The sequence below is a fragment of the Pseudoalteromonas rubra genome (assembly GCF_000238295.3).
In the GTDB taxonomy this organism is placed as follows: domain Bacteria; phylum Pseudomonadota; class Gammaproteobacteria; order Enterobacterales; family Alteromonadaceae; genus Pseudoalteromonas; species Pseudoalteromonas rubra.
Map to the genome: position 1 here is coordinate 33,010 of NZ_AHCD03000028.1, position 12,840 is coordinate 45,849.

General features: G+C 50.9%; 8 protein-coding genes. 2 read left to right on the forward strand and 6 right to left on the reverse strand.

The features are described from left to right. Positions 1-38: 38 nt before the first annotated feature. Positions 39-389 carry a helix-turn-helix domain-containing protein gene (locus PRUB_RS06780; protein ID WP_010382684.1) on the forward strand — a complete coding sequence of 117 codons (351 nt, stop codon included), beginning with the start codon at positions 39-41 and terminating at the stop codon, positions 387-389. Between the two features lie 89 nt (positions 390-478). Here PRUB_RS06780 and PRUB_RS06785 read toward each other — a convergent pair whose 3' ends face one another. Both PRUB_RS06785 and PRUB_RS06790 read right to left on the reverse strand, forming a co-directional pair. After that, the gene (locus tag PRUB_RS06785) at positions 479-1,618 is read right to left on the reverse strand and encodes a S8 family serine peptidase (protein WP_010382683.1); all 1,140 of its coding nucleotides are present in this window, start codon (positions 1,616-1,618) and stop codon (positions 479-481) included. Positions 1,619-2,206: 588 nt separating this feature from the next. Continuing rightward, the gene (locus PRUB_RS06790) at positions 2,207-3,382 is read right to left on the reverse strand and encodes a type III PLP-dependent enzyme (RefSeq protein WP_010382681.1); all 1,176 of its coding nucleotides are present in this window, start codon (positions 3,380-3,382) and stop codon (positions 2,207-2,209) included. Positions 3,383-4,099: 717 nt separating this feature from the next. Here PRUB_RS06790 and PRUB_RS06795 point away from each other — a divergent pair. Beyond that, positions 4,100-4,882 (forward strand): hypothetical protein, encoded by a 783-nt coding sequence (locus PRUB_RS06795; RefSeq protein WP_010382680.1) that lies wholly within the window; start codon positions 4,100-4,102, stop codon positions 4,880-4,882. An 84-nt stretch (positions 4,883-4,966) separates the two neighbouring features. On the opposite strand, the gene PRUB_RS06800 is transcribed toward PRUB_RS06795, so the two are convergent. From PRUB_RS06800 to PRUB_RS06815, 4 genes are all read right to left on the reverse strand, one after another. Then, positions 4,967-6,118, reverse strand: coding sequence for a tryptophan 7-halogenase (locus PRUB_RS06800; protein ID WP_010382678.1), 1,152 nt, complete (start codon positions 6,116-6,118; stop codon positions 4,967-4,969). A gap of 11 nt (positions 6,119-6,129) precedes the next feature. After that, entirely contained in the window at positions 6,130-9,249 is a 3,120-nt protein-coding gene (locus PRUB_RS06805; protein ID WP_010382676.1) for a LodA/GoxA family CTQ-dependent oxidase, read from the reverse strand. 271 nt (positions 9,250-9,520) lie between these two features. Continuing rightward, positions 9,521-10,651 carry a cytochrome P450 gene (locus PRUB_RS06810; protein WP_010382673.1) on the reverse strand — a complete coding sequence of 377 codons (1,131 nt, stop codon included), beginning with the start codon at positions 10,649-10,651 and terminating at the stop codon, positions 9,521-9,523. After that, positions 10,648-11,850, reverse strand: a complete 1,203-nt coding sequence (locus PRUB_RS06815; protein WP_010382672.1) for a cytochrome P450 — start codon at positions 11,848-11,850, stop codon at positions 10,648-10,650. Before PRUB_RS06815 ends, PRUB_RS06810 begins: the two co-directional genes overlap by 4 nt. Between the last annotated feature and the right edge of the window lie 990 nt (positions 11,851-12,840).

Below are 12,840 nucleotides of genomic sequence, written 5' to 3' on the forward strand. Positions count from 1 at the left end.
AACATGACAAGATTGCGTAAAAAAGTAAGGAAGTGGATATGACCAGCACAGCAAACTGCAAGATCCCAACAGACACTATGATTAACCCGTTCACTCTGGGAGGAGGTGTGCCATCACCGCAACAAGATAACGCACAGGCTTTTGATTTGTTGCGTGCGCCCCGGGGGGCACAGTTATTAAAGTATGCGCGTAAATTAAGAGGGTTTACTCAGGCAGAATCTGCCGCAAGTTATGGTATTGAGGAGCGTACTCTGAGGCGCTGGGAAAATAACGAGTTTAACCCCAGGTGGAATGATGTGATTTCACTGCTTGAGGATGTGTATTTTATGGATATTATGCAGGCGATATCTGGCGTCAGGTCGATGCAAGCGCAGGGGATATCAGTCTAAACCTGTGAGGCCAGTCCGGACTGTTTTGTTAATTAAACATGCCTGACTTGGCAGCAGTTCAGCACGAAGGCTGAACTGCTGACAGTCACTTACAAATGAATAATGCTGTCGGCATTTCCATCTGGATCACCGGATGCACGTCCATCAGTTCTGGGGTTACCATTGTTCATCATGATCACGGCACAGGCCGCAGGTGATGCCATGGATGTGCCCGACATGGTTGTCGTGCCACCGCCGCTGCGAGTTGACAAAATACTGACGCCCGGAGCCGCGTAGTCAACAGGTGGGTTACCATAATTCGAGAAGCTGGCGAAGCGGTCATTGGCATCCGTCGCTGAGATGGTATATACGCGCGGATGCGAAGCGCTGGCAGGTGAGACGTTGCTGGCATGCTGGCTTTCATTACCTGCTGCAATCACAAAGAAAGCACCAGATTGCTGTGCTGCGCTTTCAACGGCATCATTCAGCTCCTGGTTAAAACCACCACCGAGGCTCATATTGACACAATCTCCCGGTGACGCATTGGCTGCGACATGGTCAATACCAGCCAATACGCCCGACCAGCTGCCAGAGCCACGTGAGTCGAGTACTTTCACCGGAATAACGGTGGCCCCAGCCGCGACACCAACCACATCCTGGCTATTATCCAGCGCCGCAATGGTGCCGGCAACATGGGTGCCGTGACCATTGGCATCATCTACGCCGGCATTCTTGCCTTTACTAAATGCGCTGAAACCCCGGCTGCTGTCAACATTCAGGTCGGCATGATCAACATCGATACCGGTATCTATAACCCAGGCTGTATAGCCGTTGCCATCAACCGGGCCACCTACGCGGCTGACACTCCATGGAATGGTTTGGTTTTGCGTGCCGCCACCGGGTTTGCCAAGTTTTTTTGCCGGGCTGGCATAGACAGCACCGTCTGGCGTAAAGCGCATTATGGCCGATTCTGCGGCAAACATGGTACGTGCCTGATCGCAGCTCATATTAACTGCCATGCCTTTCATTGCATGCTTATAGATGTGTTTTGCTTGTGCGTTTGCACGTGCCAGCAACCCTTTGGCCTTGCCCTCAACATCCAGTTTTTCCGTCTTGTCGTCGAATCTGACGATACAGGTATTGTTAATCGTCAGCTCAGCGGCTGCACCCTGGTAGTCGGGTTCTGACGCCGCAGCAGCGGCGCTGGATAGAGCACTTATAATCGATAAGCAAATTAAAGAATGTTTCATTCGTTTTTCCTGTTGTCATAAAGGTAATTGTTTTTATTTGGTTAACTCGATGTGTCGAGTTGTTTTAAAAGTTAGGTTTAAATGAACAAAAGTCAAACGGTTTGGATAAAAAAACTTATCTGGTCTGATATGTGGTCTATATAATGCTTATCATTAGTGTTTATGGAAGTGATTATTCTTTCTTTTTCGGTGTTAAACTAAGGTACATGTACCTGAGTTACGCTACTTTTTATGACATACCGTTGCGTAAATTATTGCACTCTCCTGAAATGCCCAGTCCACTCTCCCGATAAAACACGGTTTTGATTGCACAGCAGCTGTGTGTGCGTAAATTAATACCAATTTGCTTAATTAAGTGGTCTATTTTGAGGCGAGAAAATAGGGTCGATAACACCGCTCTCGCGTCCTGCTATCGCTGAGGCACCTACGTCCATGTAGGCGAGGCAAAAATTTTGCTATTTAGTTTTTCTAAATGAGAAATTTTTAACACTGTTAGCGTCCTATTTGCTCCTTCAAATAGACAAGGTATTAAGTGAAATTGGTATAATGAAGCGTAGAGGCCCGAATGGGCCTCAGAAGGGTGGGCGTTTAGCTGCCGAATTCGGCCTGGTGAAGTTGGATCACTTCATTGAGTACCACTGTGGTGGCACGTTTGAAGAAATTGAAGTCGGTTGCTGTTGCACTGGTGTATGCACCCATCATGCGGGTGATCACCAGATCGCCGTCTTCCAGTTTGGGCAGTTCAACGGCATCACTTATCACATCTATGCTGTCACAGGTCGGCCCCGCCAGGACACTGGGGTAGACCACATCCGCGGCTTTTAAAGTGCATAACGGGTAACAGGCCATATCAAACATGAGCCCACTGAAAGAGCCATAAATCCCGTCATCGAGATAATACCAGGTGCGGCCTTCACGCTGTGCCTGGCCCATGACTGAGGCAACGCAAGTCATGGCACCGGCAACAATAAAGCGCCCCGGCTCGGCAATCCGCTGTACCGTCTCTGGCAGCTCAGCCAGTGCCGCATTGATCGGTGCGCAAAAGGCACGAATATCCACCTGGTTGCTCGCATAAGAAACTGGAAATCCTCCACCGATGTCCAGGCAGCTTAGCGCCGGTAATCCGGCAGCCACCACCTCGTCCATCAGTTGTTTGCACGCTTCAATAGCCGCGACATATTTGTCTGCATTGGCCGTTTGTGAGCCGACATGAAACGACAGACCTTTCACCCGAATACCCCATTGTTGTGCCTGGCGTATGAGCGTCATTGCATCGGCCGGGCTACAACCGAATTTTTTCGACAGATCAGCATAGGCTTCACTATTGCGAAAGCTCAGTCGGATCAGTACTTCAGCCTGTTCGGTGAACTCGCGAAACTTGGCCAGTTCGTTCAGGTTGTCAACTACGAACACCTGACAACCGTAGTCCAGTGCATCGACAATATCACTGCGACGTTTGATCGGGTGCGTATGGATTGTGCATTCAGCCGGTACACCCTGCTCACGGACCAAGTTGACTTCGCCACTGGTTGCCAGATCAAAGCAGGCGCCAAGCTGAAGCAAAGTGCGCACCACCGACGGGTGTGGCAAAGGCTTTAGTGCATAGTGTAAACGTACTCCGGGCAATGCATCAGCAAGGGTCAGATAGTGTTCACGCACTTGCGCACAATCGAGCATCAATAAGGGTGAGCCGTACTGAGCAACTAAGTCGGTGACCAGAGTTGCGTCGATATCAAAATTTTGTACTTGCGGCTGAATAGGCATAGCGACTCCAAATAGTATCAGCGAATAACGACCTGCAGGCTGTCAGTGTGACCGGTGCTTGTTTGTGGTGCACACGATCAACGCCTCAGGTCTTGAGCAAAGCGACTCAGGTGTTGGCGACGCAGCAGCGTATTACCTTTACCTGAACCAGTGATAGATCCTGGATAGTTGCTCTATCGCCTTGCCACAGGGTGACCACGTCATGACGGGCTCATTGACACGTCATGCTAAACACACCACCGCGATGTACTCGGATTGGCTATCTTCAGAAAACACGCAAATAGTAGGGCGCAAGGGGAGGGCGCGCAAGCTTTAGTTCGACGAGAAATTTTGCTGCTGAGTGACAAATTTTTTTGTCGTAGATCAAGCTTTATCAGCTTATAGAAATGGGAATAAAGTGACTCAGATGAAGTTTCATTATTTTTTGAACAGAATAAAACAGGGTCTCTTAGGAGTGGCTTTTGAAACCCTGAGCAATGCTGTGTAATGCTTAGGAGGATGGGAAGTTTGATTTTTATAATTTTGATAATGTTGAATATTTTTTGTTTCTCGATGAGTAATCCTACTTGTTTTTGAAATTTGTCCGGGGCGAATTTCTCTTGCTATGGTGACCTCAGTTAGCCAGCAAGGGTCAGACATGATGGTCAATCGTTGACCTGCGCTGCACTGTTTAACCATTAACATTTTTTACTCGTTACTTTCTAAAAGGACATAACCATGAAAACCTTATCTTTGTCATTTGCTGCAGTCGCTTTGTTCAGTGCATTTGGTAGCCAGGCTACGGCTTATCAAAATGTGTTTGATACTGATGGATACGAGCGTTTGACTAACTACACCTCAGGCCCGGTAAGCTCAGCATTACTAACCGGCGAGTTTGCGCATAATTTTGAAGCGCAACTGGTCCTGCGTGGTGAAGGTGCTTACTGTGAATCTGCAAACCTGTACTCTGCAAATGATGGTCGTCATATTGTTAACCTGGGTGTGAAGACGATTGCAGATCGCAATACAGTTGAAATGGGCGTTGCTATTCCTGAAGCGACACTGACCGAAAAGAAAGTACTGCATGTCAGCTGTTATGATGCGGCGGGTGACTGGTACAAAGTACTGGTTAACGTACCGGGCGCGCCTGTAGTAGATTGGCAAATCGAGCTGACACCTGCTGGTGACTTCGTGAATCAGCCTTACTCGTATGGCTATCACACGGCTTACCACATCAGCAGCCGTCTGGTCATTGATAACCAAAACAATGACGCGCGTTGTAGCATAGTTGCAGACCGTGGTGTGTCTTTGGGCTTATTCCATGGTGAAGATCGCAAGGGTCCATTCCATTCAGACGTTTTCACTCTGGACACTGTGGTAGATAACAAGGCTAAGAATCCAGTGCTATATCAGATCCTTGAGTGTGAAAACGCAGTAGGTAAGACCATGGCGGTGAAAGTCTTTAACCTGACAGATCCAAACGGCATCTACACCTATGAAGATCAGCTGATTGTAAAATAATACCACTTTGCTCCCCCCAAATGAGCAAATATAAAAATGGACAGGTATTGAAAAAGGACTTGAATTGCGAACCTCACGCCGGGCTCAACTGAACTCGGCGTTTTTTTGCGTATGGCGACGTTGCCAGTAGGGGGCATCGGGCCAGCGTTGTTCCTGGCCATAATAATGCGCGCGATGAGACAGATAGTGCTGCCAGATTGCGCCGATTTGCGTCTGATGCAAGCGGGCAATTTCAATCGTGGCACTGGGATCGGTCAGGCCATGGCCTGCCAGGCTATTGGTCAGCTGCATGGCGGTTGCCATGGCATTGAACATCCCCTGCGAAGACAAAGGATCAAAGCTACATGCCGCATCGCCCAAAGCGGCCCAGCGATGTCCTGCGGTTTGGGTCAGACAGGTGCTGTTGGCTGATACTACACCATGCAGCTGCATGTTCCCTGATTGTTCAATCCCCTTTGGCAACAGAACTTTTAATCCTGCCTGTGAGCGTGCCAGGTGGCAAAACTGACTCAGGTTATGTTGCAGTCCTTTTTCGAGTAAATCGCTGTCTGTTTGCAATGCCAGTACGCGACGCTGGGCGGGTAACTTGGCGCTATACCACCACCCTTGTGGGCTCGTATTAATGCATGCCAGTTGATTTTCTGAAGCGCAATCCAGGCTGGCCCACAGCGCAATTTGCTTATCCATTACTTTACGTTTGAGCCCGAGTTTGGTGGCAAACGCGCTGTGACGTCCGGTTGCATCAATCACAAAGTGACAGGGTACCGCGATACTTTGCGCGCTGGCCTGAACTTGTGTTTGCGTAGCCAGATGCAGTAGCCAGCCATCGCTGCCAGGCTGAGCATCCAGCAATTTAGCAGGCCAGAGCGTCTCTATGCCCCGTGCAGTCACCTGCTCGCGTAACCAGTTTTCAAATCCGGCCCGGTTAAGCTGCCAGCCCGTTCCATCCGGGTTACTGAGCGTATCGTTGATAAGGCCATGTTCACTGCCCCAATGGCTTCGAATGCCATAGTTTGGCATATGCAGATCCTGGCGCTGTTCAAAAGCATGCAACAGATCCAGGCTGCGAAGTATCCGCGCCGCAGCAGGCGGCAGGCACTCTCCAACCTTGTCGGGGCAGGCTGCTTGCTTATCAATCAAGAGTACCTGAAAGTGGCGACTCAGTGCCAGGGCGGCGATACAGCCCGCCACCCCGGCACCCATGATCGCAATTTGACAGTGTTTTACCTGTGTCATTGCGCTCGACCTTATTTAAAGTCTTTGGGGAAATTCACCGCAAAGCGGCTGACCTTTTCGATGACCCCGAGATCGACTCTAGAACGCGAGCTTGCCATCACCGGTTGAGCCGGATCGCGGCCATCCGGGCTGGGCACCAGATTAGCAGCTAATTCAGCAATGGTTTGTAGTTTGCCCAGTTCGGTGACTTCGGCCTCGCTGGCCAGCCCTTCGCGATGATCTTCAGCCGTGATACCGACTTGCATGCTGGCGGGTAGGTCGACGTCGTCGGTTGCGCCCGGACGACCCTGTACCACAGCGAGCTTGTCGAAGTTTTTGATCATGCTGTTGATCTGGGCGGTGTAGGTTGCCGGCTGACCATAGAGCGGCAGGGCATCCAGCCAGTCACTGCGATAATTGAATGCCTCAACGCGGGTTTGAGGATCCAGTGCCGGGTTAATTGCTGCTTCGTAGCGCGCGACATCCAGAATATTATTGGGTACCCGCGCAGGCCAGAAGGTAGGCAGGTATGGGTCGTATTCTGGTGTGTAGCCGTCCCGGCAACTGGCCGTGTCGGTTTGCCACGGGATTGCCATCCAGCGCGTAATACCACCGGCAACCTGGCCGCCCAGAATGGGGCCCTGAGCCAGGGTAATGGTATCGCCATTGATCTGCGCACCATAATAGGTGGTGTCTTTACAGATCGCTTTGTCAGCATGCTTAATGCGGAACGGCGCTGAATACATACCGGCTGTACGCATAGGCCAGGTCATTTCACACCCCGGATGGAAGGCATCAGCAAGACAAAAATCCAGTGCGCCACGGGTCAGCATATCGGGTTGCTCGGCAACCGGCACTTTGTCTATGTCATCGGGCTCAGCCGCATGCGGACAAATAGCCGGATCGATATAGTCGGCAGTAAAGTCGCCCTCAACCCACTGATCTAAGAAAGACAATTGCAGTGCTGATAAAGTGGAGTGCTGTCGCTCAGAACCCGCTGGCGGGATCGACAACGCATCGCCATAAAGCCAGGGCCACAGTTGCGCTGCCTGAGCGCCGGGTTGTCCGTAGCGACGGAAATTGTTCGACAGCGTGCGACGCAGCTCTTTATAAGCCGGGGAGGGGTTGCCGAGTTTGGCTTTCCATTCTTCGCTGGTGTAGTTAAAGGGGGCTTTAAATCCAAATCCGGCGGCAAAGCCCGCATTGACCCATTGCAAGTCGGTCATACGCTCGAAAATGGGCAAAATATCCTGCCTGAAAGAAGGACGAGCCGGACGGGTAAGCATACCGGCATTGACAGCCACTGAGCGCATTAAGTCCCACATGGTACGCACGGATTTTTGCATTGGCGCATAGTCAGGTGGGGCACACACCACCCAGGCCGGGTCAACTTGCAGCTTCACGCCCTCATATTCTACCTCGGCAGTGACAGGACCGTCGGAAATGTCGTCGTGCCAGCCTTCATTGTTGGCAAAGGTGATCGCGATATCGCCATTGATATTACGTGATACACCATTGCCGCCCAGCACAACCAAACGGCCCTGTTTGTCGGATTTAAGCTCACCCAGGTAAACTTCTTCTCCCATAAACTCGCCATGGAATTGCGGGCCCTTTTTCACTTTGGCCTTATCGAGCGTGTGGCTGCCGCCATCGATCAACAAGCGGTTGCGATCGGCAACATTGGCGTTACGCAGCAGGCTGGGTGGCGCATCTGCCGCTTCCGGTACATCCAGGGCCAGCTGAAATTCATACCAGGACGACTTTTGATTGGCCAAATGCACCTGCCAGCTGATTTTGGCATTGTCCATGGTCAGCTCTTTGACGGCCTTACCTGCGGCATTGAAGCCATAGATCCGGAATTCGGCCGCCTGACGTTTAAGTAGCCCTTTGCCATCACGATAGGCATCTTTTTCCAGCCGGGGTTTAGGGTTAGGCACTTGCGGGCCGATAAAGTACTCATTACTGCCGCCAACCCGCATCACACCAATGGGGGGATAAATGCCGGCACGCACAATACACGTGCTGTCTTCGTCCGTATTACCAGTGAACTTTGGGTCAATGGCGTTGGGCTCATTCATTTGCTGACCATTGGCCTGGTGGCGGGTATCAGCACTGGCCTGATATACCACTTTTCGCGCCTGAGCGATGGAGCCCAGAGGTTCATTGTCGGCCAGTGTCCGCCAGATGTTGAAGGCGAGGTTGCGACCAAACTCGGCCTGGCCAATGGCGCAAATATCTTGCTGTGGCAGCGTTAGCGTGGCAACGGGCTCAAAAGGTGCCTGATCTTCCGGCCACACCACCATGGCGTTGTCGATGGGAAAGTCTTCTTCTGAGGCATTGGCTGGACGACGCTGAATTTCAAACACAAATTTGGCTTCACCCTGACGCAGGCGGATCTGTAGATCATCAGCCAGGTAATTATTGCCTTGTGCCGGCGCACCGCGATAGGTATCCACAGGGCGAATACGGTATTTCACGGCATTTTGCTCGCCAAGTTTAAAGGGCAGTATTGCCCAATAATGCGCACTCAGGCAGCTGGCTTCGACCTTGGTCATGGCATCAAGCACAGCGGCCGTTTTTGGGTGTTTTTTAAGATAAGCCGGATAATCGCGGTTGATGACACCTGCGGTGGTAAAGGCACACATTTGTGAAGCATCGCGGGCAAAAAAGCGATCGATGTTTTGCATGATAAAATCAACATTGTCGCTGTCGCCCAGCAGCTTCTGGCCTTTCACGCCAAACAGTTTGATGCCGACCCCTAAGGTGGTGTGCAGATCCGGGCTATCTGGTGTTGTATCACTAGAAAAGCGCACCACACAGTCGTAACTGGCAGGTTTGGAAAACACCCCTTTCTGAAGGGCTTTATCGAGCTTTCCATGCACTTCGAAGGTACCATAGGCGATGCCATGTTGCTTACGAAATACGGCCCGCTCTGCGGGTTTCTGACCGCGCTCAATACGGGTTTTTTGTCCCATTTCAACAAACATTTCTTTGAGGCGCTGAGTGGCCAGCTCAATAGGCTGGTAGTCATCGCCACCGGTCCAGCACTGCACCTTGTTGGCACTCGGGGCATGTTTGATGTTTTTATCCAGATACTTGGGGTTAACCAGTTCACCTTGTTGTTGCTTACTACGTTTTTTCTTATCGCTCATAACGGTTTCCGCTTATCTATGTTTCCTTGTCAGGTAACTGCAATGGTGCACATGTCACTCGCGAGTTAACGCGTGAGCCACAGATACGCCGTTTACCTGTCCCGACCGGGCATGACGATTCACGCCAACCCACTGAGAGTATAGCTGCGCTGTGCCGATCGGTATCTGATGAAACTCTAGATGCAAAGTCGTGTAATAACTATTACAACAGGTTACGTGAGGGAGTTGGGTCCCCGAGCAGGCCCGCAGAGCGGGCTTTTTCAGGATAGGATCAGGCCGGGTTGTGTGCCGTGACTGTAAAGGCGGGCGGCGCGATGGCAGGCTCCGGATGCAGCTCGTCTGACAGCTGCTCAAATGTCAGCTGTTGGCCTTGTATCGCGCCAATCAGATCTGCGGTAAAGGTCAGCGCAAAGGCAGAGGCAATGCACTTATGGGTGCCCCAGCCAAACGGCATATAAGGCGCGTCAGCAGGGGCTTCTTCCCAGCGTGGCGGATAAAAGCGCTCGGGTTGCGGCCAGTTGTCCGGGTGGCGATGCAGTACGTATGGGCAGACTGTAACTGTGTCCGTCTGCCTGATGTCCAGCTCCCCCAGGGTATGGGCTTTACTGGGTGTGCGGGGCAGGTTCCAGGCGACGGGCCAGAGTCTCAAAGCTTCTTTGACAATCCAGGGGGCCGGGTGCAAAACGCCGCCCTCTTTGGCACAAAAATACAAAGACCAGGCCAGGGTAAACGCCATGGAGCTGTTAATGGCAAAAAAGAAGGATAAAAAAATCTGTGCCAGCGCTTTGGGCGACTCGTTTTCTGGACTCGATGCCAGCAAGATGTCAATCACATCTCGGTTATTGCCCTGATACGGGCTTTGCTGGCGGCGTGCTTTAAATACTGCGCGCAGTGCCCGGTGCACCCGCATGCGGATAAAGGCGCGTCGCCATCCGGCCCCATGGGTTTTTTGACCACTGTAGAGAGAATAAACGAGCACCTGATCGAGCAGTTTACGTAGCTGGGGACTGCGCTGGTTATCGACCAGAAAGTCATAAAACGCATTGTACATCAGGTCATTGGCACTATCCGGCCAGCGCTGGCCAAGGCTTATCTGATGTTTAAATTGCTCAATTATCTTGCTCCGGCGCTGCTCATAGTAACGTTTGAGGCTGAGGATGGCGTCTTTGCCGATGGCAATTTGTACATCCCGGGTCGAAAACATCGCACCGTTAACGCTAAAAAAATCGGATTGTTCAACATAATTGCCGTCGGGGTTGCCCATCGCCTGTTTCGCAGAGTCAAAGTCAGTTACATAGTAATTATCCTGCTCAAACTCAATGTGTGCGGGACACTTGGACAGTGCCTGGTCCAGCGCCTGAAAAGGCTTATTAAATTTTTCTTCGGTGTCTTCTAGTCTCATGTCTGTTGCTCGCTAATGGTGCCCTCAAAACCGGCTACAGAGGGGATGTTCATATTTTCAAACGCGAGCGCCGACGGACTCGTGAGGGTGATGTTGAGATCACACAACAACAGCTGACACAAGATAGCCAGCTGGTTGGTACCCAGCTGCGCACCAACACAGGCGCGGGGGTTCCAGCCAAATGGCACATAGGTGTTGGGTTGCACGTTTGCCTGCTGCCAGCGCAGCGGATCGAACACATGAGGCTCGGGCCAGTACTGCTCGTTACGGTGCACAAAGTAGCTGCTGTTAAAAAAGGTATCGCCTGCCTGCACGGTCAGTTTACCCACGCTAAACGGACAGCGTGCCTCGCGAAATACAATTGGCACACTCCACATGCGCAGCGATTCTTTGATAAACCAGTGTAACTGCGGTGTGTGTTTAAAGGGCAGAGCGGGCACCTGAGTGGGGGCAGCGTTAAGTTCTGCGCGAAGCTTGTCTTGCCATTGGGGAGATTGCAGCAGCTGCGCTGCCATACAACTGGCGACCGCGCCGGGCGGACCCGAAATTGCAGTGACCAGGGTCATCATGGCGTCCAGTGCTCTGTCGATACCCAGCGCAGCGTAGTTATCGACAACACTTTGCAGCAGGTCGAGCCTGGGCTCCTTACTTTTGCGGCGTTTATGGATCGCCTTGCGGATCACCTGAGCCGCACGCAGGTTATACCAGAGCAAGGGATATTGTCTCAGTCGTGTGTGCGTTTCGGGTTTCAGTAACATCTGGATCTGGGCGCGCATGTGGCGGGTTATCAGTGCCCGCTGTTGTATAGTGAGATCGCAGATCATTACGTCCAGGACAGAAAACGCAATACATTCCTGGATCAGCAGGTCCAGGTTAGCAGGCTTGCCAGCGGCACTCAGTAAATGCGTCTTCATTGTCTGTTTGACTTGACTGAGCGCGGCCTGAGTGTCTAACTCTTTGAGGGTTTTAAGCCAGCCGCTGCGAATATGCTGCCAGCTCATTGCCTGCTGACCGTCGTCTTGGGTATCAAACAGGGACTCCGGCAGGGTCATGTCGGCAAAGTTTAGCTGATTCGCCAGCCGGGCACTTTGTGGGTTAAAAAAGGCATAGCTCTGGTCGTCAACCTGATAATCTTCTTTTCCCTTACTGCAATCTTCTCTCATTGCCGTAATGTCAGGGCGCTCTTTGGGTATCATCATTGTTATTATTCGCTCTGTGGTTTGCCATTCAGGGGAGAGGTGGTGAAACAGCCCATGGGTTAGGTCATGGGCTGAAGAGCGGAATTAAATGTTGTTATACAACTTCCACAGATAGCGCTTTGACTGAGTGGCGGTGCGAAGGCCCAATGCGCGCATTACTTTTGTTTTAAGTGCTTTCATAGTTAAATTCCTTCTAGATTGCGGTTATTCAGGTCATATCAATCAGATATTATTGTACATAATCCAAAAATAACGCTTGGACTGAGAGGCCGATGTAGCGCGAACGCCCAGTGCACGAAGCACCTTAGTTTTCAGTGTTTTCATAATTAATTCCTTCTAAGTTGTGGTTAGTCAGGCAATATCAATCAGATATTGTTGTACATAATCCAGAGGTAACGCTTGGACTGAGAAGGGGATGTTGCGCGAACGCCCAGTGCGCGAAGCACCTTATTTTTCAGTGTTTTCATAATCAATTCCTTCTATTTCAATGATCAGATGTTGTTGTAGTGATGCCAGAAATACTTCGCTGAGGTGGAGGGTTTTGCACTGCGAACGCCGAGTGCACGTAGTAGCTTAGCTTTAATCGTTTTCATAACTAATTCCTTCTAACTTGTTGATTAGATGTTGTTGTAGTAAGGCCATATATACTTCGTTGAAGCTGATGGCTTAGCACTGCGAACGCCGAGTGCACGTAGAAGCCTGGCTTTAATCGTTTTCATAACTAATTCCTTCTATTGTTTGTTGTTGCGAATAATAAGTCGCATTTCCACACTATTAACGAATTGTGAATATGTCAAGAATGTTTTTTGACCAAAAGATGAGATTTGAGTTAAACGTCTGATAATTTGGGATGGGTTTACAATGGGAGGTAAATTACACAGCTGGATGACGAGACGGCGGTGGTTTTTTGATGATTCCGGGGATAAACACCGCGTTTTTTATCAGACCTGCCCGCCTCTAAGCGATGACACTCATTCCGGTGGTAAATTA

Bases quoted from the DNA above. Each gene is read 5' to 3' on its own strand.
- PRUB_RS06780 (WP_010382684.1), top strand. From the start codon at position 39: ATGACCAGCACAGCAAACTGCAAGATCCCAACAGACACTATGATTAAC.
- PRUB_RS06790 (WP_010382681.1), bottom strand. From the start codon at position 3,382: ATGCCTATTCAGCCGCAAGTACAAAATTTTGATATCGACGCAACTCTG.
- PRUB_RS06805 (WP_010382676.1), bottom strand. From the start codon at position 9,249: ATGAGCGATAAGAAAAAACGTAGTAAGCAACAACAAGGTGAACTGGTT.
- PRUB_RS06785 (WP_010382683.1), bottom strand. From the start codon at position 1,618: ATGAAACATTCTTTAATTTGCTTATCGATTATAAGTGCTCTATCCAGC.
- PRUB_RS06795 (WP_010382680.1), top strand. From the start codon at position 4,100: ATGAAAACCTTATCTTTGTCATTTGCTGCAGTCGCTTTGTTCAGTGCA.
- PRUB_RS06815 (WP_010382672.1), bottom strand. From the start codon at position 11,850: ATGATGATACCCAAAGAGCGCCCTGACATTACGGCAATGAGAGAAGAT.
- PRUB_RS06800 (WP_010382678.1), bottom strand. From the start codon at position 6,118: ATGACACAGGTAAAACACTGTCAAATTGCGATCATGGGTGCCGGGGTG.
- PRUB_RS06810 (WP_010382673.1), bottom strand. From the start codon at position 10,651: ATGAGACTAGAAGACACCGAAGAAAAATTTAATAAGCCTTTTCAGGCG.